The sequence below is a fragment of the Streptomyces sp. B8-7 genome (assembly GCF_058833805.1).
Genome location: NZ_JBYRRL010000004.1, coordinates 687,217 through 712,416, shown reverse-complemented (window position 1 = coordinate 712,416; position 25,200 = coordinate 687,217). Strand labels below are relative to the sequence as shown.

Annotated in this window: 21 protein-coding genes; 12 read left to right on the top strand and 9 right to left on the bottom strand. The window is 70.6% G+C overall.

Features of this window, described 5'->3' with window-relative positions; genetic code table 11:
- Positions 1 to 31 precede the first annotated feature (31 nt).
- From murJ to trxA, 6 genes are all read left to right on the top strand, one after another.
- Positions 32 to 2,302 carry a murein biosynthesis integral membrane protein MurJ gene (murJ, locus tag AC5K6T_RS23105; protein ID WP_493211804.1) on the top strand — a complete coding sequence of 757 codons (2,271 nt, stop codon included), beginning with the start codon at positions 32 to 34 and terminating at the stop codon, positions 2,300 to 2,302.
- Between the two features lie 118 nt (positions 2,303 to 2,420).
- Positions 2,421 to 4,115 carry a protein kinase family protein gene (locus tag AC5K6T_RS23100; RefSeq protein WP_493211802.1) on the top strand — a complete coding sequence of 565 codons (1,695 nt, stop codon included), beginning with the start codon at positions 2,421 to 2,423 and terminating at the stop codon, positions 4,113 to 4,115.
- A gap of 18 nt (positions 4,116 to 4,133) precedes the next feature.
- Complete coding sequence (sigM, locus tag AC5K6T_RS23095; RefSeq protein ID WP_493211800.1) at positions 4,134 to 4,871, top strand: RNA polymerase sigma factor SigM; 738 nt, start codon at positions 4,134 to 4,136, stop codon at positions 4,869 to 4,871.
- Positions 4,868 to 6,019: an RsmA family anti-sigma factor gene (locus AC5K6T_RS23090; protein ID WP_493211798.1), complete on the top strand. Its 1,152-nt coding sequence runs from the start codon at positions 4,868 to 4,870 to the stop codon at positions 6,017 to 6,019. The genes sigM and AC5K6T_RS23090 overlap by 4 nt, the downstream gene beginning before the upstream one ends.
- Positions 6,020 to 6,207: 188 nt before the next feature.
- On the top strand, positions 6,208 to 7,170 hold the full coding sequence (gene trxB, locus AC5K6T_RS23085; protein ID WP_493211797.1) for a thioredoxin-disulfide reductase: 963 nt from the start codon (positions 6,208 to 6,210) through the stop codon (positions 7,168 to 7,170).
- Positions 7,171 to 7,216: 46 nt separating this feature from the next.
- Positions 7,217 to 7,549 carry a thioredoxin gene (gene trxA, locus AC5K6T_RS23080; RefSeq protein WP_493211796.1) on the top strand — a complete coding sequence of 111 codons (333 nt, stop codon included), beginning with the start codon at positions 7,217 to 7,219 and terminating at the stop codon, positions 7,547 to 7,549.
- A gap of 105 nt (positions 7,550 to 7,654) precedes the next feature.
- Here trxA and AC5K6T_RS23075 read toward each other — a convergent pair whose 3' ends face one another.
- The 9 genes from AC5K6T_RS23075 to rpmH all read right to left on the bottom strand — a co-directional run bounded on the left by AC5K6T_RS23075 (position 7,655) and on the right by rpmH (position 14,566).
- Positions 7,655 to 8,272 (bottom strand): GNAT family N-acetyltransferase, encoded by a 618-nt coding sequence (locus AC5K6T_RS23075; protein ID WP_493211794.1) that lies wholly within the window; start codon positions 8,270 to 8,272, stop codon positions 7,655 to 7,657.
- A gap of 310 nt (positions 8,273 to 8,582) precedes the next feature.
- Complete coding sequence (locus tag AC5K6T_RS23070; protein ID WP_493211793.1) at positions 8,583 to 9,689, bottom strand: ParB/RepB/Spo0J family partition protein; 1,107 nt, start codon at positions 9,687 to 9,689, stop codon at positions 8,583 to 8,585.
- Entirely contained in the window at positions 9,686 to 10,759 is a 1,074-nt protein-coding gene (locus tag AC5K6T_RS23065; RefSeq protein WP_493212192.1) for a ParA family protein, read from the bottom strand. Before AC5K6T_RS23065 ends, AC5K6T_RS23070 begins: the two co-directional genes overlap by 4 nt.
- Positions 10,760 to 11,029: 270 nt before the next feature.
- Positions 11,030 to 11,746 (bottom strand): 16S rRNA (guanine(527)-N(7))-methyltransferase RsmG, encoded by a 717-nt coding sequence (gene rsmG, locus AC5K6T_RS23060; RefSeq protein ID WP_493211791.1) that lies wholly within the window; start codon positions 11,744 to 11,746, stop codon positions 11,030 to 11,032.
- A 136-nt stretch (positions 11,747 to 11,882) separates the two neighbouring features.
- Positions 11,883 to 12,395: a Jag family protein gene (locus AC5K6T_RS23055; protein ID WP_493211789.1), complete on the bottom strand. Its 513-nt coding sequence runs from the start codon at positions 12,393 to 12,395 to the stop codon at positions 11,883 to 11,885.
- Between the two features lie 15 nt (positions 12,396 to 12,410).
- Positions 12,411 to 13,676 carry a membrane protein insertase YidC gene (yidC, locus tag AC5K6T_RS23050; RefSeq protein ID WP_493211787.1) on the bottom strand — a complete coding sequence of 422 codons (1,266 nt, stop codon included), beginning with the start codon at positions 13,674 to 13,676 and terminating at the stop codon, positions 12,411 to 12,413.
- 3 nt (positions 13,677 to 13,679) lie between these two features.
- Positions 13,680 to 14,039, bottom strand: coding sequence for a membrane protein insertion efficiency factor YidD (gene yidD / locus AC5K6T_RS23045; RefSeq protein WP_493211785.1), 360 nt, complete (start codon positions 14,037 to 14,039; stop codon positions 13,680 to 13,682).
- Entirely contained in the window at positions 14,036 to 14,407 is a 372-nt protein-coding gene (gene rnpA / locus AC5K6T_RS23040; RefSeq protein ID WP_493211784.1) for a ribonuclease P protein component, read from the bottom strand. Before rnpA ends, yidD begins: the two co-directional genes overlap by 4 nt.
- Positions 14,408 to 14,428: 21 nt before the next feature.
- Complete coding sequence (gene rpmH, locus AC5K6T_RS23035) at positions 14,429 to 14,566, bottom strand: 50S ribosomal protein L34 (RefSeq protein ID WP_016644655.1); 138 nt, start codon at positions 14,564 to 14,566, stop codon at positions 14,429 to 14,431.
- 401 nt (positions 14,567 to 14,967) lie between these two features.
- Between rpmH and dnaA the strand changes: the two genes are divergently transcribed.
- The 6 genes from dnaA to gyrB all read left to right on the top strand — a co-directional run bounded on the left by dnaA (position 14,968) and on the right by gyrB (position 25,159).
- Positions 14,968 to 16,932 (top strand): chromosomal replication initiator protein DnaA, encoded by a 1,965-nt coding sequence (dnaA, locus tag AC5K6T_RS23030; RefSeq protein ID WP_493211782.1) that lies wholly within the window; start codon positions 14,968 to 14,970, stop codon positions 16,930 to 16,932.
- Positions 16,933 to 18,321: 1,389 nt separating this feature from the next.
- Positions 18,322 to 19,452: a DNA polymerase III subunit beta gene (dnaN, locus tag AC5K6T_RS23025; protein WP_493211780.1), complete on the top strand. Its 1,131-nt coding sequence runs from the start codon at positions 18,322 to 18,324 to the stop codon at positions 19,450 to 19,452.
- Between the two features lie 209 nt (positions 19,453 to 19,661).
- Positions 19,662 to 20,537, top strand: a complete 876-nt coding sequence (gene gnd / locus AC5K6T_RS23020; protein ID WP_493211778.1) for a phosphogluconate dehydrogenase (NAD(+)-dependent, decarboxylating) — start codon at positions 19,662 to 19,664, stop codon at positions 20,535 to 20,537.
- An 82-nt stretch (positions 20,538 to 20,619) separates the two neighbouring features.
- Entirely contained in the window at positions 20,620 to 21,759 is a 1,140-nt protein-coding gene (gene recF / locus AC5K6T_RS23015) for a DNA replication/repair protein RecF (RefSeq protein ID WP_493211776.1), read from the top strand.
- Positions 21,760 to 21,793: 34 nt separating this feature from the next.
- Complete coding sequence (locus tag AC5K6T_RS23010) at positions 21,794 to 22,321, top strand: DciA family protein (RefSeq protein WP_493211774.1); 528 nt, start codon at positions 21,794 to 21,796, stop codon at positions 22,319 to 22,321.
- A 765-nt stretch (positions 22,322 to 23,086) separates the two neighbouring features.
- Positions 23,087 to 25,159 (top strand): DNA topoisomerase (ATP-hydrolyzing) subunit B, encoded by a 2,073-nt coding sequence (gene gyrB, locus AC5K6T_RS23005; protein ID WP_493211772.1) that lies wholly within the window; start codon positions 23,087 to 23,089, stop codon positions 25,157 to 25,159.
- The last annotated feature ends 41 nt before the right edge of the window (positions 25,160 to 25,200 follow it).

Genomic DNA, 25,200 nt, shown 5'->3' with positions numbered 1-25,200 from the left:
GTGGGCCGGGGACGATGAGGTGGGGTACACCATGAACGCGCCGTACGACGGTGACCGCGGCGGGGCCGCGGGCGGCTCGGGCCACCCCGAGGGCCCGCCGCCCGAGCACGGCCAGGTACCGCCGCAGCACCCCGCGGACATGTACCTCCAGGACGCCTACGCCCAGGACCCCTACCGGGACCGGGACCTCGCCGCCCAGGACCCGGTGTCCGAGGCGCTCTACGACCGCGCCGCGCACCCGCCGCCGCCCCCGGGCAGCTACCCGCAGCAGCCGCTGTACGCGCAGCCGCAGCAGGCGCCGTACGCGCCCGACCCGCGCGTGTGGGCGCAGACGCCGCCGCCCGAGCCGGACAGCGCGACCCAGCACCTGCCGTACGGCGACGACCCGCGCACCACCGAGTACGTCGGGGTCGACGACCTGGTGACGCAGGCCGGCGAGGAACACCACGAGCCGGACGCCTTCGCGCACCTCTTCCGCGACCAGCAGCAGACGGGTCGCCTGCAGGACCAGGCGGCCGTGCCCGGCCCCGCCCCCGCACCGCTTCCGGGCCGGGACCCTGCGGTGGACCACGGCCCGCCGCAGACGCCCGCCGCGCAGCCGCAGGCTCCCGTGCCGCAGTCCGCCGAGCCTCCCGCCCCGGCCGCGGCATCGGCCACGGCGGCGCGCAGAGGCGGCCGGGCGACGAGCCTGCTCAAGTCCAGCGCGGTGATGGCCGCGGGCACGATGGTCTCCCGCCTCACCGGCTTCATCCGCTCGGCGATGATCGTCTCCGCGCTGGGCCTGCTCCTCCTGGGCGAGTCCTTCCAGGTCGCGTACCAGCTGCCGACGATGATCTACATCCTCACCGTCGGCGGCGGTCTGAACTCGGTCTTCGTCCCGCAGCTCGTGCGGGCGATGAAGAACGACGAGGACGGCGGCGAGTCCTACGCCAACCGGCTGCTGACGCTGGTCATGGTGATCCTCGGGGTGCTGACCGTGGTCGCCATGCTCGGCGCGCCGCTGCTGGTGCGCGCCCTGTCGAACCCGTTGGCCTCCAACCCCGAGGCGTTCGACGTCGCGGTCACCTTCACCCGCTACTTCCTGCCCTCGATCTTCTTCATGGGCGTCCACGTGGTGATGGGGCAGATCCTCAACGCCCGCGGCCGTTTCGGCGCCATGATGTGGACGCCGGTCCTGAACAACCTCGTCATCATCGTGACGCTGGGCCTGTTCCTGTGGGTGTACGGCACCGCCGAGCACTCCGGCATCACGGTGGAGAACATCCCCGACCAGGGCGTCCGGCTGCTGGGCATCGGCATCCTGCTCGGTCTGGTCGTGCAGGCCCTGGCGATGATCCCCTACCTGCGCGAGACGGGGTTCCGGCTGCGGCTGCGCTTCGACTGGAAGGGGCACGGCCTGGGCAAGGCCGCGATGCTGGCCAAGTGGACGATCCTGTTCGTGCTGGCCAACCAGGCGGGCGCGCTGGTCGTCACCCAGCTGGCCACCGCCTCGGTCGTGGACACCAAGATCGACGGCACCGGGTTCAGCGCCTACGCCAACGCCCAGCTCATCTGGGGTCTGCCGCAGGCCATCATCACGGTCTCGCTGATGGCGGCCCTGCTCCCGCGCATCTCCCGCTCGGCCGCCGAGGAGGACGCGGGCGCCGTGCGCGACGACATCTCCCAGGGGCTGCGGACCACGGCCGTCGCGATCGTGCCGATCGCCTTCGGGTTCATCGCGCTCGGCGTCCCGATGTGCACCCTGATCTTCGGATCCTCCGGTGCGTCCGCGGCCACGAACATGGGCTACATGCTGATGGCCTTCGGCCTCGGCCTGATCCCGTACTCCGTCCAGTACGTCGTCCTCCGCGCGTTCTACGCCTACGAGGACACCCGCACCCCCTTCTACAACACCGTCATCGTGGCCGCCGTGAACGCGGGCGCCGCCGCCCTGTGCTTCCTGCTGCTGCCGGCCCGCTGGGCCGTGGTCGGCATGGCCGCCGCCTACGGCATCGCCTACGGCATCGGAGTGGGGGTCGCCTGGCACCGGCTCCGCAAGCGGCTCGGCGGCGACCTGGACGGGGCGCGGGTACTGCGCACATACGCCCGGCTGTGCATCGCCTCGGTGCCGGCCGTGCTGCTCAGCGGCGCGGCCTGTTACGGCATCACCCAGGCGCTGGGCCACGGCTTCATCGCCTCCCTGGCCGCACTGCTGGCCGGTGGCGCTCTGCTGCTAGGCGTCTTCTACGTGGGTGCCCGCAGAATGCGCATCGAGGAACTCAACTCCATGGTCGGCATGGTGCGCGGGCGTCTCGGTCGCTGAAAAGGAGGAGGACTCGCGCAACCATCGTCCGTCCCTGTGTGTCGTGCACAGCGACGGACTGTGGGCACAATTGGATTCGGCGTCGCACGGCGCGCAACGGATGGGGAGGCAGACGACGGTGGCGGAACGGAGCAGGGCTGCCGTCGACGTGGCAGACACCAGCGGCGAGCAGCCGTTGACCGCCGAGGCGGACCAGGCGGACCAGTCCACGGCCGACGGGGCGGACCAGAGCGGGGAGCGGGCCACGGAGAACAGCGAGGCACAGGGGAGTGACGGGGCTTCGGGTCCTGACAGGGCCTCACCGCCCGAACTGCACAGCGGGCACAAACTCGCCAGGCGGTACCGCCTCGAGGAGTGCGTCACCCGTCTGGACGGATTCAGCAGCTGGCGTGCGGTGGACGAGAAGCTGCGCCGTGCCGTCGGCGTGCACGTCCTGCCCGCCGAGCACAGCCGCGCCCGTTCCGTACTCGCCGCCGCCCGGTCGTCGGCCCTGCTGGGCGACCCCCGCTTCGTCCAGGTCCTCGACGCGGTCGAGGAGAACGACCTCGTGTACGTCGTGCACGAGTGGCTGCCCGACGCGACCGAGCTGACCGCGCTGCTGGCGGCCGGTCCCCTGGAACCCCACGACGCCTACCAGTTGGTCAGCCAGACCGCCTCCGCCATGGCCGCGGCCCACCGCGAGGGCCTGGCGCACCTGCGTCTCAACCCCAACGCCGTGCTGCGCACCTCCAGCGGACAGTGGCGCATCCGCGGCCTCGCGGTCAACGCGGCGCTGCGCGGCATCAGCTCCGACACCCCCCAGCGCACCGACACCGAAGCGATCGGCGCCCTGCTGTACGCCTCCCTCACCCAGCGGTGGCCGTACGAGAGCGACGCGTACGGCCTGTCGGGGCTGCCCAAGGACGTCGGCCTCATCGCCCCCGACCAGGTGCGCGCGGGCGTCCACCGCGGGCTGTCGGAGCTCGCCATGCGGGCGCTGGTCAACGACGGCGCGACCGCGTCCCGGCACGAGGCCGCCTGCACCACTCCGGAGGAACTGGTCAAGGCGATCGGCGAGATGCCGAGGATCCGGCCGCCGGAGCCGGCGTTCGCCGCGCCTCCCGAGTACCAGCGCACGACCTACCAGCAGGGCAGCTACGGCCGCCCGGCGCCGCACCCCGGCGCCGCACAGCCGGTTCCGGCCCCGCCGCCACCCCTGCAGACCGGTACCGGCAGGATCCTGAAGTGGGCCGTGTCGGCGCTGCTCATCGCCGCCCTGGGCCTGGGCAGCTGGCAGCTCGCGGACGCGCTGATGGACCGGGGCGGCAAGCCCCCGGAGACCAACAAGACGCAGACCACGGACGACGGCGAGAAGAACAAGCCCGAGAAGCCGCAGCCCGTGGCGATCCAGAACGCCCGGGACTTCGACCCGTTCGCCTCGGACCAGTCCGAGAAGCCCGGTGACATAGACAAGGTCTACGACAGCGCCCCGGGCACCTACTGGCAGACCGACTACTACCTCAGCGCCCGCTTCGGCAACCTCAAGTCCGGCGTCGGCGTCATCCTCGACCTCGGCAAGGTCCAGCAGGTCGGGAAGGTCTCGGTCACCTTCGTGGGCAGCACCTCGGTCGAACTGCGTGCCGCCGAGGGGACCGCCCAGCCGCAGAGCTTCGACGCGTTCACCAAGGTGGCCGACGGCACGGGCGCCACCGTCGACCTCGAACCGGGCAAGAAGCTCACGTCCCGGTACCTGCTGGTCTGGCTGACCGAACTGCCGCTGCAGTCGGACGGCAAGTACCGCGGCAGGGTCGTCGACATCAAGGTGACCAGCTGAGAGGAGGGGGGTGGGGGCGTGCGCAGCGAGCGGCAGGTGCCACCGGACGGGGCGGAGGAGACCGACGAGGCCCTGCTGGCCCGGCACGTCGCCGGTGACCCCGACGCCTTCGGCGAACTCGTGCGGCGCCATCGCGACCGGCTGTGGGCCGTGGCGCTGCGGACGCTGGGGGACCGGGAGGAGGCCGCCGACGCCGTGCAGGACGCGCTCGTCTCGGCGTACCGGGCCGCGCACACCTTCCGGGGGAAGTCCGCGGTCACGACCTGGCTGCACCGGATCACGGTGAACGCCTGCCTCGACCGGGTCCGCAAGGCCACCTCGCGCAGGACGGCCCCGGTCGACGACACCGAGCGCCTGGAGCAGCTGCTGGAGCCGCACGAGTCGGCTTCGGCACCCGCGGAGCGCAACGACCTCCACCGGCAGCTCATCGAGGCGCTGAGTACGCTGCCGCACGATCAGCGGGCCGCCCTCGTCCTGGTGGACATGCAGGGCTATCCCGTCGCCGAAGCCGCCCGCATCCTCGATGTGCCGACCGGAACGGTGAAGAGCCGGTGCGCGCGCGGCAGAGCCAGGCTGCTGCCGCTGCTCACCCATCTGAAGCCCGGGCACCCCACGGACGGCGCAACACCGGGCGAGGAGCGGAACCGGACGCACGGGACATCCGTCCCACCGGCAGCGGGACCGCGATCGGCCGGCCGGCGTACTCCCGGACCGAGCGACTCAGCCACAGTGAAGGGCGGAGGTGGGCGAGCGTGACTTCCACGACGGACACGGCCGGGCACCCGGACGTCGCCGAGCTCTCCGACTTCGGCGAGGGGCTGCTCCCACCGTCCCGGAGCACCGTCGTACGGCGCCACCTGGGCACGTGTGCCCTGTGCTCGGACGTCTACGCGTCTCTGGAGGAGATCAGAGACCTGCTCGGCACTCTGCCGGGCCCGTCACGGATGCCCGCGGACGTGGCCGGCCGTATCGACGCCGCTCTCGCGGCGGAGGCCCTGCTCGCCTCGACGGCAGGAGCCGGGCACTCGGCTTCCGGGCCCGTCGCAGCGCCCGATGGGGGAGTCCACGAAGCCTCGCAGGAAGCCCCGCTCGACACCGGACACGCAGCCGAGGCGGCCACGGTCACCGAGGCGGCCGGGGCTGCGGCGCCCGAGGAGACGGACCGGAACGCCGAGCCTCCCGGACCACCCGTCGCGGACGGGCCGGCCGCAGCTTCCTCCCCGTCGTCGGCCACGCGGTCCCTGTCCGGCCCTCCTGCCGCGGCCCGTGCCGGCGTCGCGGGGAGTGGTGCGCCCTCGCCGCACGGCGCCGGCCATGTTTCACGTGAAACACCGGCTCCGCCCGACCGCCCCGCCGGCCGTCCCCGGGCCACGACGGGCCCCGGCCGCACAGTGACCCGCTCCAGCAGACGCAGGGTCGCCTTGCTGGGTACGGCCCTCACCGCCGCCGTCGCCGTCGGGGTCGGCTCCTTGCTGGTCTCCTCATGGCGCGGCGACTCGCCGGCCGGCTCACCGGAGCGGGGGGAGCGTGCCGCCATGGCGGACACCTTCGCCGCGGGGACCCTGGAGCGGACAGTGGACGGTCTTCTGGGCACCGAGGAGAGCGCGAGCAGCGGTTCGCGCACCCCGCGCCTCGGAGTCGAGAATGCCGCTCCCCAGGACGATCCGCAGGTGCTCCGGGGGATGGCGGTTCCCGCCTGTGTGCGCCAGGGCCTCGGCCGCACGGAACCGGCGCTCGCCACCGAGGAGGGTGTCTACAGCGGTCGACCGGTGTGGCTCGTCGTCCTGCCCGATCCCACGGACAACAGCCGGGTCACTGCCTACGTGGTGTCCGCGGAATGCGTGGCTCAGGATTCCGCGGACAAGGCCGAGGTCCTGCTGAAGGACACCTACCCGCGTCCATGAGGCTCCTCGCCCCTGAGTCAGGTGTGCTGCCGGGCCTCACCCGGTCGCCTGCAGCACGCGTGGGCCGCTCCTTCGTGTGCCCGGACACAGCGGGAATGCGCGCCCCTTAGGATCCGTTGGGTGGGGTGAGACTTCCGAGAGAAGCTGCCCCGGTCGAACGACGCAGTCCAGAGACGAGGAATCAAGCCGTGAGCGACGTCCGTAACGTGATCATCATCGGCTCCGGGCCCGCCGGCTACACGGCGGCGCTCTACACCGCGCGCGCGTCGCTGAAGCCCCTGGTGTTCGAGGGTGCCGTCACCGCGGGCGGCGCGCTGATGAACACCACCGAGGTGGAGAACTTCCCAGGCTTCCAGGACGGCATCATGGGTCCGGAGCTCATGGACAACATGCGGGGCCAGGCGGAGCGCTTCGGCGCCGAGCTGGTTCCGGACGACATCGTGACGGTCGACCTGACCGGGGAGATCAAGACGGTCACCGACACCGCGGGCACGGTCCACCGGGCCAAGGCCGTCATCGTCGCCACGGGCTCCCAGCACCGCAAGCTGGGCCTGCCCAACGAGGACGCGCTCTCCGGCCGGGGTGTCTCCTGGTGCGCCACCTGTGACGGCTTCTTCTTCAAGGACCAGGACATCGCCGTGATCGGCGGCGGCGACACCGCGATGGAGGAGGCCACCTTCCTCTCGCGCTTCGCCAGGTCCGTGACCATCGTCCACCGCCGTGACACCCTGCGTGCCTCCAAGGCCATGCAGGACCGGGCGTTCGCCGACCCGAAGATCAAGTTCGTCTGGGACAGCGAGGTCGCCGAGATCCAGGGCGACCCGAAGCTTTCCGGTCTCAAGCTGCGCCATCTGAAGACCGGAGAGCTCTCCGAGCTTCCGGTGACCGGTCTGTTCATCGCGATCGGCCACGACCCGCGCACCGAGCTGTTCAAGGGCCAGCTGGACCTGGACGAGGAGGGCTACCTGAAGGTGGCCGCTCCGTCGACGCGGACGAACGCGACCGGTGTCTTCGGTGCCGGCGACGTCGTCGACCACACCTACCGCCAGGCGATCACCGCCGCCGGCACCGGCTGCTCCGCCGCCCTCGACGCCGAGCGGTTCCTCGCCGCCCTCGCGGACGAGGACGAGGCCGAGCCCGCGACCGTCTGACACTCACCCTTCCCCACCCCACGCACAACCACTTAAGGAGCCCCACGTGGCCGGCACCCTGAAGAACGTGACCGACGACTCCTTCGAGACGGATGTCCTCAAGAGCGACAAGCCCGTTCTGGTGGACTTCTGGGCCGCCTGGTGCGGACCGTGCCGCCAGATCGCCCCGTCCCTGGAGGCGATCGCCGCCGAGCACGGCGACAAGATCGAGATCGTCAAGCTGAACATCGACGAGAACCCGGCCACCGCTGCCAAGTACGGCGTCATGTCCATCCCGACCCTGAACGTCTACCACGACGGTGAGGTCGCCAAGACCATCGTCGGCGCCAAGCCGAAGGCCGCCATCCTGCGCGACCTCGAGGACTTCATCGCCGAGTGACGCCGTTCGTCCGAGACGCGTCGACGTTTCACGTGAAACACGGAGAGGGCCGGCCCCAGAAGGGCCGGCCCTCTCCGTGTGTGCACGGCGGTATGCGGCACGCTGTCACAGGGGCCGCAGCACCGGCTCCTTCTGCACCACGCCCAGCAGCCGGTCCAGCGCCATCTCGACGTCTTCCTTCCAGGAGAGCGTGGTGCGCAGTTCCAGCCTCAGCCGCGGATGGACGGGGTGCGGGCGGACCGTCTTGAAGCCGACGGCGAGGAGGTGTTCGGCGGGCAGCAGACAGCCGGGCCGTTTCCACCGCGCATCCCCGAACACCTCGATCGCCCGAAAGCCGCGCCGCAGCAGATCTTTGGCCACGGTCTGCACCATCACTCTGCCGAGCCCCTGCCTCTGGTAGCCGGGCAGGATGAAGCCCGTCATCAACTGGACGGCGTCGGGCGAGACCGGGCTCGTGGGGAACGCCGCCGAGCGGGGAACGTAGGCCGGGGGCGCGTAGAGGACGAAGCCGACGGGGACGTTGTCGACGTACACGACTCTTCCACAGGACCCCCAGTCCAACAGAACCGCGGAGAGCCATGCCTCCTTCTCCTCCGCCGCCGTACCCGCGCCTACCGCGGTTTCCCCGCTGACTGGGTCGAGTTCCCAGAAGACGCACGAGCGGCAGCGTTGTGGAAGGTCCTGGAGGTTGTCCAGGGTGAGCGGTACGAGCCGACGCCCCATGAAGGCTGTTCCTCGCTTCCTGCGCCCGCGGCATCACGAGCGGCCGTCAGGGCACTGTGTTCTCTGAGCAGGCCGACCACAAACCCGCCGACGGCGCCCAGGCCAAGTCCCGCGCTCAGCAGTCCAGTCCGGCTCATCGTTCGCACGGCCTCTGCCTCCCCTGAGAGGTAATGCCAGGTTGATGCGCCTTTCCCGATCGCATCGTATCCACCCAGCGATTCGCTCGATACCGGCAAAAAGCAAAGAGCGAGCCGTGTTCCGGTACACACCGGACACGACTCGCTCATCCGCGAACGGACGCGGTCGGAACTCAGTTCTCGGCGTCCTCGGCGTCCTCGGCTGCGTCGAGCAGGCTCTTCTGGAGAACGGGGCCCTCCCCGGGTGCCAGGGTGCCGAGGATGCGCTCAAGATCCTCCACCGAGGCGAACTCGACCGTGATCTTGCCCTTCTTCTGTCCCAGGTCGACCTTCACCCGTGTCTCGAAGCGGTCCGACAGACGGCCCGCGAGATCGGACAGAGCCGGGGAGAGCCGGGTGCCGGCCCGGGGGCCCTTGGCCCGCGGTGCCTTCTGCGGCCGCGACCCCATCAGCGTGACGATCTCCTCGACCGCCCGTACCGACAGCCCCTCGGCGACGATCCGGTGAGCGAGCCGGTCCTGCTCCTCCGGATCGTCCACGGACAGCAGAGCCCGGGCATGGCCCGCGGACAGCACCCCGGCAGCGACCCGGCGCTGGACGGTGGGTGACAGCTTCAGCAGCCGCAGGGTGTTGGACACCTGCGGGCGGGACCGGCCGATACGGTCCGCGAGCTGGTCGTGGGTGCAGTTGAAGTCCTTCAGCAGCTGATCGTAGGCGGCCGCCTCCTCCAGCGGGTTCAGCTGAGCCCGGTGGAGGTTCTCCAGGAGCGCGTCCAGGAGAAGCTTCTCGTCGTCGGTGTGCCGCACGATCGCGGGGATGGCCTCCAGGCCCGCCTCACGGCACGCCCGCCAGCGTCGCTCACCCATGATGAGCTCATAGCGCCCGGTCCCGACCTGACGGACGACGACCGGCTGGAGGAGACCGACCTCTTTGATGGAGGTGATCAGTTCGTACAGAGCGTCCTCGTCGAACACCTCGCGCGGCTGCCGCGGGTTGGGCGTGATGGCGTCCAGCGGGATCTCCGCGAAGTGGGCGCCGATGGGAGCCGCAGGGGCGTCCGCCGGGGCAGGTTCCGGGAAGTCCTCTGTTTCACGTGAAACAGGCGGCAGAGTGGCCACCTTCGCGGCTGCCACGCCACGCTCGGTCAGCAGGACCGGCGCCGGTGCGGAGGCCGCGGCCGAGGCACTCCCCACTTCGTCGGCAGCCGGTGTCTTCTCCGTGGATGCCGCGGGGATCAGTGCGGCGAGCCCACGGCCCAGTCCCCTTCGTCGCTCGCTCACTGGATCCCCTCCACCATGCTCGGGTTGTTCTGGGCGCCGATGTGGGCGCGCGTCGGGTCGTAGCTGACCCCCACGCCCTTCAGCGCGATCTCTCGTGCGGCTTCAAGATAGGACAGCGCGCCGCTCGATCCAGGATCGTAGGTCAGTACCGTCTGGCCGTAGCTCGGCGCCTCGGAGATGCGCACCGAGCGGGGGATGCTGGTCCGCAGCACCTCCTCGCCGAAGTGGTTGCGTACCTCGTCGGCGACCTGCGACGCCAGGCGTGTCCGGCCGTCGTACATGGTGAGCAGGATCGTCGAGACATGCAGGGCTGGGTTGAGATGCCCCCGCACCAGGTCGACGTTCCGCAGCAGCTGCCCCAGTCCCTCCAGCGCGTAGTACTCGCACTGGATGGGGATGAGAACCTCCTGGCCCGCGACGAGGGCATTGACGGTCAGCAGTCCCAGCGAGGGCGGACAGTCGATGAGGACATAGTCCAGAGGCTGCTCGTAGGCCTGGATGGCCCGCTCCAGCCGGCTCTCCCGGGCCACCAGCGAGACCAGCTCGATCTCCGCACCGGCGAGATCGATCGTGGCCGGGGCGCAGAAGAGGCCCTCCACGTCCGGGACGGGCTGGACCACATCAGCGAGCGGCTTGCTCTCGACCAGAACGTCGTAGATCGACGGGACCTCGGCGTGGTGATCGATACCCAAGGCCGTGGACGCGTTGCCCTGTGGGTCGAGGTCGACCACGAGGACCCGGGCACCGTGCAGAGCCAGGGAAGCAGCGAGATTGACGGTCGTCGTCGTCTTGCCGACCCCGCCCTTCTGGTTGGCGACGACGATGATCCGGGTCTGCTCGGGCCGTGGCAGGCCCTCCCCGGCGCGCCCCAGAGCCTCGACCGCCAGCTGGGCGGCACGACCGATGGGAGTGTCGTCCATCGGGGGCGGTGTTTCACGTGAAACATCCTCCCCCAGCGACTCGGTACGGGGACCAGGGACCGGATCGGTCATCGGTCCCGCGATGTTGGCGTCGGACCGCAAGGATTCACTCTCCTCGACTTCAGGCTCGCAATGAACAGAGCCTCCCATGTCTTCGGGGTCGTGAACCAGTGAGGCTGTGGCTTCTGTGGAGAAATCCACCTCTGTGGATACCTGAGATCCCGGTTCGAGTGAACGGGAACGCCTGTCGGGCGAGCCAAGGGGCTTACGGTCGCGAGGTTCGGCCGCGGCGCGGCCCCGACTGATGATGCCGTGCAGCAGGGAGCGACGTTTCACGTGAAACACGATGCACAGCACCGACGGCCGAACTGTCGCGACACTCCGTAATGCGCAGCTTTGGCAGCTTATGTGGAGTACGCGTCAACGGCGACGGCGTGCCCGGCCCGTGCGGGCGGCCTTCGCCCGTTTGGCCGCGAAGCGGACACCCCCCGGGCTCTCGCCGACCTCCACCCGGACGACCGTGGACAGCGGGTCGACGACGCCCTCACCCACCTGGAGGACGGACGTACCCACGGCACCCAGCTTGCTGAGTGCCGTGGCGGCGCTCCTGAGCTCCTCCTCGGCGGTGTCTCCCTTGAGCGCGAGCATCTCCCCGTACGGCCGCAGCAGAGGGACACCCCAGGTGGCCAGGCGGTCCAACGGGGCCACAGCGCGTGCGGTGACCACATGCACCGGAGGCAGCTTGCCCATGACCTCCTCGGCCCGGCCGCGGACAACGGTGACATGGTCCAGGCCCAGCAGCTCCACCACCTCGGTCAGGAAGGTCGTACGCCGCAGCAGCGGCTCCAGGAGCGTGATCTTCAGGTCCTCGCGCACAAGCGCGAGAGGAATCCCCGGGAGGCCGGCGCCGGAACCGACGTCGCAGACCGTGACGCCCTCGGGCACGACCTCGGAGAGCACCGCGCAGTTCAGCAGGTGCCGCTCCCACAGACGCGGCACCTCGCGCGGCCCGATCAGACCACGCCGCACTCCGGCCTCGGCCAGCAGCTCGGCATACCGGACCGCGTCCGGGAAGCGAGCGCCGAACACCTCACGTGCCTGCTCGGGCGCAGGGGGGAGCTCCGCTGCCTCCGTCACGAGGGACCGTCCTTCCTTACGCATCGGCGCGACGGCGCCGACACCACCACCGTCACAACAACCATCAGAACTATCAGGCTGACAAAACTGGGCCCCGTCTGCGCTGCAGACGGGGCCGATGGATCGTGTGGACCGGTCAGGCGGGCAACACGACGACGAAGCGCTGGGGCTCCTCGCCCTCGGACTCGCTGCGCAGCCCCGCCGCCTTGACGGCGTCGTGCACGACCTTGCGCTCGAACGGAGTCATCGGCTTCAGCCTCACCGGGGAGCCGGTGTTCCTGGCCTCGGCCGCGGCCTTGGCTCCGAGCTCGGCGAGCTCGGTGCGCTTCGCGGCCCGGTGGCCCGCGATGTCCAGCATCAGCCGGCTGCGGTCACCGGTCTCCCGGTGCACGGCCAGGCGCGTCAGTTCCTGGAGCGCTTCGAGTACCTCGCCGTCCCGGCCGACCAGCTTCTGCAGGTCGCGGCTGCTCGCGTCGCTGATGATCGAGACAGAGGCGCGGTCGCCCTCGACGTCCATGTCGATGTCGCCGTCGAGATCGGCGATGTCCAGCAGACCCTCAAGGTAGTCCGCCGCGATCTCGCCCTCCTGCTCCAGGCGGGTCAGGGTGTCTGCACCCTCGGCAGCGGCGGAGGTGGTGCCTTCCGTCACGGGATGGGCTCCTTCTTACTTCTTGGACGGGGACTTGGGACGCTGCGGACCCTTGCGCTGCCCGGACTGAGCCTTGCTGCGGGTTCCGGCGCCGGGCTTGGCCGCGGCCTTCTTCTGAGCGGCCGGAGCGGAGTCCTCGGGCGTGTCGGACTTCTCCAGCGAGGTGGGCTCGTCGGAGGCCTTCTGGCCGCCGGACTGCCGCTGCGCCTTGCTCTGCCGCTTGGGCTGCTGCCGCTTGGCGGGCGCGGTGGTCGTCGTCGGGCCGTCCTCGGTGACGGTGGCGACGGTGCCCTCGCCCTGCACCACGGTGCCGTCGGCCTGGGCCGCGAGGCCGGCCTTGCCGAGCCCGGTGATGAACTTGCGCTCGTAGTCGTTGCGGTCCCGGCCCTTGGCGACGATGGCCTTGACGATGGCCCTCTCACGGCGGTTGCGCGTCTTGCCGTGGTGCGTGACGTGCTTGTGGAGACGCTCCAGGTAGGCGGCCTGGGCCTTGGAACCCGGGGTCGGGTTGTTGTGGATGACGTACATCTGCTGGCCCATGGTCCACACGTTGGTGGTCAGCCAGTAGACGAGGACACCGACCGGGAAGTTGATGCCGAAGACGGCGAAGATGACGGGGAAGACGTACATCAGCATCTTCTGCTGCTGCATGAACGGCGTCTTCACGCTGGTGTCGACGTTCTTCGTCATCAGCTGGCGCTGCGTGTAGAACTGCGACAGCGACATCAGGATGATCATGACCGCGGTGACGACGCGGACGTCGGTGATGGAGGAGCCGAGCGCCTCCACCTTGGCCGCGCTGTCGGTGAACTTGGCCGCGAGCGGGGCCCCGAAGATGTGGGCCTTCTGCGCGCTGTCCAGCAGCCGCTCGTCGATCACGCCGATGGTGTCACCGTTGGCGATGCCGTTGAGCACGTGGTACAGGGCGAAGAAGAACGGGGACTGGGCCAGGATGGGAAGGCACGAGGAGAGCGGGTTGGTGCCCGTCTCCTTGTACAGCTTCATCATCTCTTCGGACTGGCGCTGCCGGTCGTTCTTGTAGCGCTCCTGGATCTTCTTCATCTCGGGCTGGAGCGTCTGCATGGCCCGGGTGGCCTTGATCTGCTTCACGAAGAGCGGGATCAGGCAGATCCGGATGAGGATCACCAGGGACACGATGGACAGGCCCCAGGCCCAGCCCGTATCAGGCCCGAAGATCGCACCGTACAGGCTGTGGAACTGCACGATGACCCATGAGACGGGTGTCGTGATGAAGCTGAAGAGGCTGGCAATCGTGTCCACTAATCATGCTCCTTGGACATGGGACGGGGTCTCGGCGGCCGGGCTGGACGGTCCGGGCGAAGCGGGTCCGTCGGTGGCCGGTTCGGCGGAGGGCCCGCCCTTGCGTGCGCGCCAGGCGTTGCGCAGCAGTTCGTGCCATCGCGGGCGCTTGCGCGGCGGGACGTGGTCCACACCGCCCAGCGACCACGGGTTGCACCTCAGGATGCGCCAGGCGGTCAGCGCCGTGCCCTTGACGGCACCGTGCCGGTCGATGGCCGTGTAGCCGTAGTGAGAGCACGACGGGTAGTACTTGCACACCGGCCCGAGCAGTGGACTGACGGTCCACTGGTAGAGCTTGATCAGTGCCAGCAGCGGGTACTTCATCGCGCGCCCCCTCCCAGGAGCCGCTCCAGGGCGGCGTCCAGGTCTCGGGCCAGCTGTTCATGGTCGGCGTCGCCCGCACCGGGCAGCGCTCGTATCACTACCAGGCTACCGGGGGGCAGCTGGGCCACTCGGTCACGCATCAGATGACGAAGCCTGCGCTTGACCTTGTTGCGGACGACGGCGCCGCCCACGGCCTTGCTCACGACGAAACCCGCACGGGCCGGAGGAGCGCTCTCCCCAGGCGCGTGCGGGTCCGTTTCACCGCTTCGAAGGTGGACGACGAGCAGCGGGCGTCCGGCCCGGCGTCCTCGTCGTACCGCGGTCGCGAAGTCCTCGCGCCGCCTCAGCCGGTTCTCGGTGGGCAGCACGACGGCATGACCTGACCGGGATCAGGCGGACAGACGGGCGCGACCCTTGCTGCGGCGGGACGCCAGGACGGCGCGGCCGGCACGGGTCCGCATCCGCAGCCGGAAGCCGTGGGTCTTCGCGCGACGACGGTTGTTCGGCTGGAAGGTGCGCTTGCTCACTCGGGGGCTCCAGAAAGAATCGGTAGTGGCGGGGTGCCGTCCTGGCTGTCACCGTGCGCCCACGAGTAGCTCGCGTTAACGCCCGAGTGCACCGCTTTCCGATCACCTAGACGCGATCTGTGCCCATCGGAGGCAGGCGGCAGCAGCCATCGACAACTCGACCTGGTTACGGTACGCGCGGCTACGCCATCCGGTCAAACCAGGGACCGGTGGGAGACACTGTCCACAGCCTGGGGACAACAACTTGAACCGTACCGGCCGCGCTGACTACCGTGGCTGGACTCCGATTCGTTCCCTTGTCCCCCGCACAGCGGGTTTGTACCTCCCGCCCCACCCCCGACCTACATCCCGATCCGTCCCGCACACCACACGTTCGTGGGACCTGTGAGAGAGCGTGCCCTGTGGCTGACGTACCTGCCGATCTTGCCGCAGTGTGGCCGCGCGTTCTCGAGCAGCTCCTCGGCGAGGGGCGCGGGCAGGGCGTCGAGGTCAAGGACGAGCACTGGATCCGGCGCTGCCAGCCGCTCGCGCTGGTCGCGGACACCGCGCTGCTGGCCGTACCGAACGAGTTCGCGAAGAACGTGCTGGAGGGCCGGCTCGCGCCGGTCGTCAGCGAGACGCTCAGCCGGGAGTGCGGCCGCCCGATCCGCATCGCGATCACGGTCGACGACTCCGCGGGCGAGCCGGCCGCCCCGCCGCCGGGCAGCCAGGCGCCCGCGCGCCGCGACGAGCCGGAGCCCGCCCCGTACGAGCGGCACGAGCACTACGGCCGGCATCGCGCCGAGCCGCTGCCGGGCACCGGCGAGCAGCTGCCCACCGCCCGCCCCGCCTACCCGGCGGAGTACCAGCGCCCCGAGCCGGGCGCCTGGCCGCGTCCCGCGCAGGACGAGTACAGCTGGCAGCAGCCGCGGCTGGGCTTCCCCGACCGCGACCCGTACGCGGCGCGCGACAGCTACGCCGACCGCGACCCGTACGCCTCCCCCTCCGCACAGGACTCCTACGGCTCGGCGGCCGCGGACTACCGGCCGCAGCCGCCGGAGCGGCCGTCGTACGACCCGTCGCGGCCGGAGTTCGACGGCGGCGGGCGCGGGGACCGTGCGGACCGCGGGGACCGTGCGGACCGTGCGGACCGTGCGGACCGTGGGGACCGTGGGGACCGTGGGGACTACGAGCAGCGCGACGCCCGCCGCGAGCTGGCCGAGCCCCACACGGGCCCGGGCCCGGGCCCGGGACACGGTGCCGCGCACCGCGGTGGGGGACCTGCGGGCTCGGGTCCGGGCGGCACCGGTCCGCTGGGCACCCGCACCGCGCCCGGTGGCGGTCCGGGGGAGCCCACGGCACGCCTGAACCCCAAGTACCTCTTCGACACGTTCGTGATCGGCGCGTCCAACCGCTTCGCGCACGCCGCGGCGGTGGCCGTGGCGGAGGCGCCCGCCAAGGCGTACAACCCCCTCTTCATCTACGGGGAGTCCGGGCTCGGCAAGACGCACCTGCTGCACGCCATCGGGCACTACGCGCGCAGCCTCTACCCCGGCACGCGCGTGCGGTACGTGAGCTCGGAGGAGTTCACCAACGAGTTCATCAACTCCATCCGCGACGGCAAGGGCGACAGCTTCCGCAAGCGCTACCGCGAGATGGACATCCTGCTCGTGGACGACATCCAGTTCCTGGCGGACAAGGAGTCGACGCAGGAGGAGTTCTTCCACACCTTCAACACGCTCCACAACGCCAACAAGCAGATCGTGCTCTCCAGCGACCGGCCGCCCAAGCAGCTGGTGACGCTGGAGGACCGGCTGCGGAACCGTTTCGAGTGGGGCCTGATCACCGACGTCCAGCCGCCCGAGCTGGAGACGCGCATCGCGATCCTGCGCAAGAAGGCCGTCCAGGAACAGCTCAACGCCCCGCCGGAGGTGCTGGAGTTCATCGCCTCCCGGATCTCGCGGAACATCCGCGAACTGGAGGGGGCGCTGATCCGGGTGACGGCGTTCGCGTCGCTGAACCGGCAGCCGGTGGACCTGGGCCTGACCGAGATCGTCCTGAAGGATCTCATCCCCGGCGGGGAGGACTCCGCCCCGGAGATCACCTCCACGGCCATCATGAGCGCCACGGCGGACTACTTCGGGCTGACCGTGGAGGACCTGTGCGGCACCTCGCGCGGGCGGGCGCTGGTCACGGCGCGGCAGATCGCCATGTATCTGTGCCGTGAGCTGACGGATCTGTCCCTGCCGAAGATCGGCGCACTGTTCGGCGGCCGGGACCACACCACGGTCATGCACGCGGACCGGAAGATCCGCAACCTGATGGCCGAGCGGCGCTCGATCTACAACCAGGTCACCGAGCTCACCAACCGCATCAAGGCCGGCTGACGCCCCGGGGCACGAGGCGTGCCCCTCGCGGCCTCCGGGCCTCCGGACCTCCAGACCTCCCGCACGGGGCCCCGGCGTCCCCCCGGCGTCCCCCGGCCGCCCGCGGGAGAACCTCGGCCCCCTGGCTCGCCGACGGCCGGCGCCGGGTCTCCCGAGCCGTCGAGGCGCCGGGTCGCCGGGTCGCCGGGTCGCCGAGCAGCGGCTCGGCCCGCCCCGGGCGGTCCGCCGGCGCGCCGCTCCTTCCTGGTGCCCGGCACGGCGCCTCGGCAACTCGGCGCCTCGGCGTGGCTGCGCCCCGTCGCGCCGGAGCCCGGGCTTCCCCGTGGCCCGCCGTTCCGGCGCCCGGACGCTCCGGCGCAGGGTCGCCCCGGCGTCCTGGTGCCGCGGCGTTCCGGTGACCCGAGGTCCGCCTCCCGGTGCCCCGGGGTGCGGGCCCGTCGGCACTCGCGGCCGCCCAGCCCGGGAGCCCTCTGCCGGGGCCTCTGACGGACCCGGCGGCGCCTGCGCAGAGCCACCCGGAGACCGTGCGGCGGCGCTCCGGCGGCCCCGCGCAGGCGCCCCGCACCGCGTCCCGCGACGTCCTTCCCGTCTCCGCCGGGTCATCCCGTGTTCGAATTCAGGCCGGGTTACGGCCACTCTCCACAGATTCGGCCACTTTCTTCCGTCCACACCCTGGGGACTGCCGAGTTGTCCCGAACCGTGTCCACAGAAGGCCCTGTTGAAGGACCATCAGACCAGGTCACCTGCCTGTGGATTCGTGGACGAAGGTTCTCCACAGACTGTGGAGAACTCTTCCGTCCACACCCTGTGCACAAGGTTTTCCACCGACAACCCACAGGCTGAGGACGGTTGTCCCCAATGATCCCCGGCTTCTCCACACGTCTGTCCACTGTTCGGCAACGCGGCGCACCCGCCCACCGGGTCGAGTGAAAGGCGTCACACGACGTTGCCCGGTTGCCTTGTGGGAAAGACGCGTAAAGCTGGGGACGACGCTGGGGAGAACTCGGCCCCTCCTGTGCACGGGGTGTGCAGAACTTTCCGTTCTCCACAGAAGGCCCCGGTTGTCCACCGCCTCCGCCCACAGGGTCCGTGGATAAAATTTCGGCGCTGACCTGCGAAAACGAAGTTATCCACGGTATCCACAGGCCCTACTACTACTCCCGACCAGAGAGAGTCCGGGAATCGCTTTGAAGCGGGGGCTGTGCACAACTCGCCCTCCGGCGCCCGACCGCGCCTCGTCACGACTTGACCCCGAGGGGCACCAGCTGTCAGTGCCGTGCGTCAGACTGGTCCCCGGTGTCCTTCCCGTCCCAGGGGCCCGCGACACCGAGACAGACGACGAAGCGAAGCAGGGCGAGAAGCGCCGGCAACAGCAGGAGGCGGCTTACGGTGAAGATCCGGGTGGAACGCGACGTACTCGCGGAGGCAGTGGCCTGGGCGGCGCGCAGCCTCCCGGCCCGTCCGCCGGCGCCTGTCCTCGCCGGCCTGCTGCTGAAGTCCGAGGACGGCCAGCTGAGCCTGTCGGGCTTCGACTACGAGGTGTCCGCGCGGGTCAGCGTCGAGGCGGAGGTCGAGGAGGAGGGCACCGTCCTGGTGTCCGGCCGGCTGCTGGCCGACATCTGCCGGGCGCTGCCCAACCGTCCGGTGGAGATCTCCACAGACGGTGTACGGGCGACCGTGGTGTGCGGCTCCTCCCGCTTCACCCTGCACACCCTGCCGGTGGAGGAGTATCCGGCGCTGCCGCAGATGCCCACCGCGACCGGCACCGTCCCCGGTGAGGTCTTCGCCTCCGCCGTCTCCCAGGTCGCCATCGCGGCAGGCCGGGACGACACACTGCCCGTCCTCACCGGTGTGCGCATCGAGATCGAGGGCGACACCGTCACCCTGGCCTCCACCGACCGCTACCGCTTCGCCGTCCGCGAGTTCCTGTGGAAGCCGGAGAACCCGGAGGCCTCCGCCGTCGCCCTGGTGCCCGCCAAGACCCTGCTGGACACCGCCAAGGCCCTCACCAGCGGCGACAGCGTCACCCTGGCGCTGTCCAGCTCGGGCGCGGGCGAGGGCCTGATCGGCTTCGAGGGGGCCGGCCGCCGCACCACCACCCGGCTGCTCGAAGGCGACCTGCCGAAGTACCGCACGCTGTTCCCGACGGAGTTCAACTCCGTCGCGGTGATCGAGACCGCTCCCTTCGTGGAGGCGGTCAAGCGTGTCGCCCTGGTCGCCGAGCGGAACACCCCGGTGCGGCTGAGCTTCGAGCAGGGCGTGCTGATCCTGGAGGCCGGTTCCAGCGACGACGCACAGGCTGTGGAACGGGTCGACGCCCAGCTGGACGGCGACGACATCTCGATCGCCTTCAACCCGACCTTCCTGCTGGACGGCCTGAGTGCGATCGACTCCCCGGTGGCGCAGCTGTCCTTCACCACCTCCACCAAGCCCGCGCTGCTCAGCGGCCGGGCCGCGCTCGACGCGGAGGCGGACGAGGCGTACAAGTACCTGATCATGCCGGTGCGGCTGAGCGGCTGAGCGGCTGCCCCGTCCGGCGGGTGCGCGGCGTCGTCCACAGGCTGGGGGGGGGAAGAGTTCCCCGGCCTGTGGGAAAGCCCCAGGTGAGGCCGTGGATGCGGGGTCACGTGTGAGCGCGTGGGCCCACAGGTGTGCGTGACCGTCCAGGGTTAGGCTCGGACAAAGGTACGAAGGTGCCTCACACGCCACAGCAACCTAAGGAACAACTGATGGAGCTCGGTCTCGTCGGCCTCGGCAAGATGGGCGGCAACATGCGCGAGCGGATCCGCCGCGCGGGCCACACCGTCGTCGGATACGACCGCAACCCCGACCTCGCCGACGTGGGCAGCCTGGAAGAGCTGGTGGGCAAGCTCAGCGGCCCCCGGGTCGTCTGGGTGATGGTTCCGGCCGGGGACGCGACGCAGTCCACCATCGACCGGCTCGCCGATCTCCTGGAGCCCGGCGACGTGGTCGTCGACGGCGGCAACTCCCGCTGGACGGACGACGAGAAGCACGCGGGGGAACTGGGCGCCAGGGGCATCGGCTTCGTCGACGCCGGTGTCTCCGGCGGCGTGTGGGGCCTGGAGAACGGCTACGCCCTCATGGTGGGCGGCGACGCCGCCAACGTGGCCCGGGTCCGGCCGGTGTTCGACGCGCTCAAGCCGGAGGGCGACTTCGGCTACGTCCACGCCGGCCGGGTCGGCGCCGGCCACTTCGCGAAGATGGTCCACAACGGCATCGAGTACGCCATGATGCAGGCCTACGCCGAGGGCTGGGAACTGCTGGAGAAGGCCGACTCCGTGGACAACGTCCGCGAGGTCCTCCGCTCCTGGCAGCAGGGCACCGTCATCCGCTCCTGGCTGCTGGACCTCGCGGTCAACGCCCTCGACGACGACCAGCACCTGGACAAGCTGCGCGGCTACGCCCAGGACTCCGGGGAGGGCCGCTGGACGGTGGAGGCGGCGATCGATCACGCCGTGCCGCTGCCCGCGATCACCGCGTCGCTGTTCGCGCGGTTCGCCTCCCGCCAGGACGACTCGCCGCAGATGAAGATGATCGCCGCGCTGCGCAACCAGTTCGGCGGCCACGCCGTCGAGCAGAAGTAGCCCGTCCGGAAGCACGTCCGAGCGCACGGACGACGCCACACGCACACGCCATCAGGGGACCGAGGGAGGCCGGCGAAAGACCATGCACGTCACGCACCTGTCGCTGGCCGACTTCCGTTCCTACCAGCGGGTCGAGGTTCCGCTCGACCCGGGCGTGACCGCGTTCGTCGGCCCCAACGGACAGGGCAAGACCAACCTGGTCGAGGCCGTCGGCTACCTCGCCACCCTGGGCAGCCACCGCGTTGCCTCCGACGCGCCCCTGGTCCGCACCGGGGCCGACCGGGCGGTGATCCGCGCCCAGGTGCGCCAGGGCGAACGCCGCCAGCTGATCGAGCTGGAACTCAACCCCGGCAAGGCCAACCGCGCCCGCATCAACCGGTCCTCGCAGGTCAGACCGCGTGACGTGCTGGGCATCGTACGCACCGTGCTGTTCGCGCCGGAGGATCTCGCGCTGGTCAAGGGCGATCCCGGGGAACGGCGCCGGTTCCTCGACGAGCTGGTCACCGCCCGCTCCCCCCGGATGGCGGGCGTGCGCTCCGACTACGAGCGGGTCCTCAAGCAGCGCAACACCCTGCTCAAGACCGCGGCGCTCGCCCGCCGGCACGGCGGCCGCCGCACGGACCCCGCCACCGGGACGGACCTGTCCACGCTCGACGTGTGGGACCAGCACCTCGCACGCGCCGGCGCCGAGCTGCTCGCCCAGCGCCTCGACCTGATCGCCGCCCTCCAGCCGCTGGCCGACAAGGCGTACGAGCAGCTGGCCCCCGGCGGCGGGCCGGTCGCCCTGGAGTACAGGCCGTCGGCGCCCGGCCCGGCGCACACGCGCGAGGACCTCTACGCCCAGCTCATGGCCGCGCTCGCGGACGCCCGCAGGCAGGAGGTCGAACGCGGCGTCACCCTGGTCGGCCCGCACCGGGACGATCTGCTGCTCCGGCTCGGCCAGCTGCCCGCCAAGGGCTACGCCTCGCACGGCGAGTCCTGGTCCTACGCCCTGGCCCTGCGGCTGGCCTCCTACGACCTGCTGCGCGCCGAAGGCAACGAGCCGGTGCTGGTCCTCGACGACGTGTTCGCGGAACTCGACGCCCGGCGCCGGCAGCGGCTGGCCGAGCTGGTGGCCCCCGGCGAACAGGTCCTGGTCACGGCGGCGGTGGACGACGACGTACCGCAGGCGCTGGCCGGCGCCCGCTACACCGTGGCGGACGGCACCGTGGAGCGCCGGTGAGCGGCCCCGGGCCCGTTCCGGGAAGGGAGCGGCGATGACAGCGTCCGAGCTGGGCGGAGCGGCCGAGCCGTCGGGGGTCGACCTCGCGCGGGTGGCGCTGCGCGCGGCGAGGGAGGCGGCACGCGCGCGGGGCGACGCCGCCCTGCAGAAGAAGCAGGCCCGGCGCGGGGGCCTGCGCTCCGGCGCACGCGCCGACGGACGGGACCCGATGCCCCTCGGGCCGGCGATCAACCGGCTCATCAGCGAGCGCGGCTGGGAGACGCCGGCCGCCGTGGGCGGGGTGATGGGCCGCTGGCCGCAGATCGTCGGCGAGGACCTCGCCAAGCACTGTGTGCCCGAGCGGTACGACGAGGACGAGCGGGTGCTGACCGTGCGCTGCGACTCCACGGCGTGGGCGACCAACCTGCGCCTGCTCGCGCCCACCCTGGTGGCCCGTCTCAACCAGGATCTCGGCCAGGGGGCGGTCCGCCTCCTGAAGGTGCTGGGCCCCGGCGGCGCCCCGCGCCGCTACGGCCCGCTGCGCGCCCCGGGCAGCACCGGCCCGGGTGACACGTACGGCTGACCCGCCTCGTCGGCCGGCCCGCCCGCCCCGGCCCGCCCGCTCCGGCCCGTCGCCGCGGGCGGGTCGGCAGGCTGCCGTCAACCCCGTCACCCCGTCACCCCGTCAATCCCATTAATCCGATCAATCTGTCAGCCCCGTCAATCCGTCGGTGGTGTCGGCCATGTCGGTCGTGCAGGCCGGGGCCCGCCCGCCGGCGCGGCCCGGGCTCGGCGGTGCGCCGCGCACCTCCGTTCTCCCGTCCCACGGAACCAGGACCGGGAGACGCGCACCCCTGTCCGCAGCGTCGCCCCCCGCCCCGCGGCCGCCCCGCCCCGCCGGCCGTGCCGCTGCGCCTCAGCGCCCCTGCTCACCCCCGTGGCGCACGTCCTGCGGACTGTCCGCACAGAGGTGAGCGACCTCACAATCGCGGCCACTGAGGCGTCCTTTGTCCACAGGTTTGTTCGGTTTGTCGTACAACCGCACAGGGGTGCGCATCACGGGTGGGCCCCGGAGTAGCGATGGGTTGACGGGCCGAAGCGCTGAGTGGCTCCGTGAGCCTCTTGGAGCCCCCATCCGCATATCGGGACCCGGCCGAGACCGGTTCAGGGCGGCACATGAGGACTCAGGCACCGGCAAACCCCCATCACTGTCAGTCCTACCGGTAGACTGGAAGACAATCCCGCCCCTCACAGAGGGGGACGCCCGGGAGAAGCTGAGCAACGCTGATCAAGGCTTATCAACGCAACATGCCGCAGCCGCTCCGGCAACCGCCGACGAGCTCGGCTCGTGCTGTGCCAGAAAGGGCGCTTCGTGGCCGATTCCGGCAACCCCAACGAGAACATCCCGTCCACCGACGCCGACGCGGCCAAAGCCCCGAACGGCGAGGTCACAGCGTACGACGCCAGCGCGATCACGGTCCTCGAAGGTCTGGACGCGGTCCGCAAGCGGCCGGGCATGTACATCGGCTCGACCGGTGAGCGAGGTCTGCACCACCTGGTGCAGGAGGTCGTCGACAACTCCGTCGACGAGGCCCTCGCCGGGCACGCGGACACCATCGACGTCACGATCCTCGCCGACGGCGGCGTGCGTGTGATCGACAACGGCCGTGGCATCCCGGTGGACATCCACCCCGTCGAGAAGAAGCCGGCCGTCGAGGTCGTCCTGACGGTGCTGCACGCGGGCGGCAAGTTCGGCGGCGGCGGCTACGCGGTCTCCGGCGGTCTGCACGGCGTCGGCGTGTCCGTCGTCAACGCGCTGTCGACCAAGGTCAGCGTCGACATCAAGCGCGACGGCTTCCGCTGGACGCAGGACTACAAGCAGGGAGTCCCCACCGCCCCCCTCGCCAAGCACGAGGCGGTCGAGGAGTCCGGCACGACGGTGACCTTCTGGGCCGACCCGGACATCTTCGAGACCACGGAGTACTCCTTCGAGACGCTCTCCCGGCGCTTCCAGGAGATGGCGTTCCTCAACAAGGGCCTGACGATCCGGCTCACCGACGAGCGGGAGTCGGCGAAGGCCACCTCCGGCGCCGACGAGGCGGGTGCCGACGAGAAGGCCGAGGTCAAGGCCGTCGCGTACCACTACGAGGGCGGCATCGTCGACTTCGTGAAGTACCTCAACTCCCGCAAGGGAGAGCTGGTCCACCCCACGGTCATCGACCTGGAGGCCGAGGACAGGGACAAGCACCTCTCGGTCGAGGTCGCGATGCAGTGGAACAGCAGCTACACCGAGGGCGTCTACTCGTTCGCGAACATCATCCACACGCACGAGGGCGGCACCCACGAGGAGGGCTTCCGCGCGGCGCTCACCAACCTCATCAACAAGTACGCGCGGGACAAGAAGCTGCTGCGCGAGAAGGACGACAACCTCACGGGTGACGACATCCGCGAGGGCCTGACCGCGATCATCTCGGTGAAGCTGAGCGAACCGCAGTTCGAGGGCCAGACCAAGACCAAGCTGGGCAACACCGAGGCGAAGACCTTCGTGCAGAAGGCCGTCTACGAGCACCTCAGCGACTGGCTGGACCGCAACCCGGTCGAGGCCGCCGACATCGTCCGCAAGGGCATCCAGGCGGCCACCGCGCGTGTGGCGGCCCGCAAGGCGCGGGACCTGACCCGCCGCAAGGGCCTGCTGGAGACCGCGTCGCTGCCGGGCAAGCTGTCGGACTGCCAGTCCAACGACCCCGTCAAGTGCGAGATCTTCATCGTCGAGGGCGACTCCGCCGGCGGCTCGGCCAAGTCCGGCCGGAACCCCGAGTACCAGGCGATCCTCCCGATCCGCGGCAAGATCCTCAATGTCGAGAAGGCGCGGATCGACAAGATCCTGCAGAACCAGGAGATCCAGGCGCTGATCTCCGCCTTCGGCACGGGCGTGCACGAGGACTTCGACATCGACAGGCTCCGGTATCACAAGATCATCCTGATGGCGGACGCCGACGTCGACGGCCAGCACATCAACACCCTGCTGCTGACGTTCCTGTTCCGCTTCATGCGGCCGCTGGTCGAGGCCGGGCACGTGTTCCTCTCGCGCCCCCCGCTGTACAAGATCAAGTGGGGCCGTGAGGACGTGGAGTACGCCTACTCCGACCGGGAGCGCGACGCCCTGATCGAGATGGGCCGCCAGCGCGGCAAGCGCATCCGCGAGGACTCCATCCAGCGCTTCAAGGGCCTCGGCGAGATGAACGCCGAGGAGCTGCGCGTGACCACCATGGACCAGGAGCACCGGGTGCTCGGCCAGGTCACCCTCGACGACGCCGCCCAGGCCGACGACCTCTTCTCGGTCCTGATGGGCGAGGACGTCGAGGCCCGCCGCCAGTTCATCCAGCGCAACGCCAAGGACGTCCGCTTCCTCGACATCTGAGTCGGTCTCAGCTGACCGCACCAGGAAGGACCCCCACCAGC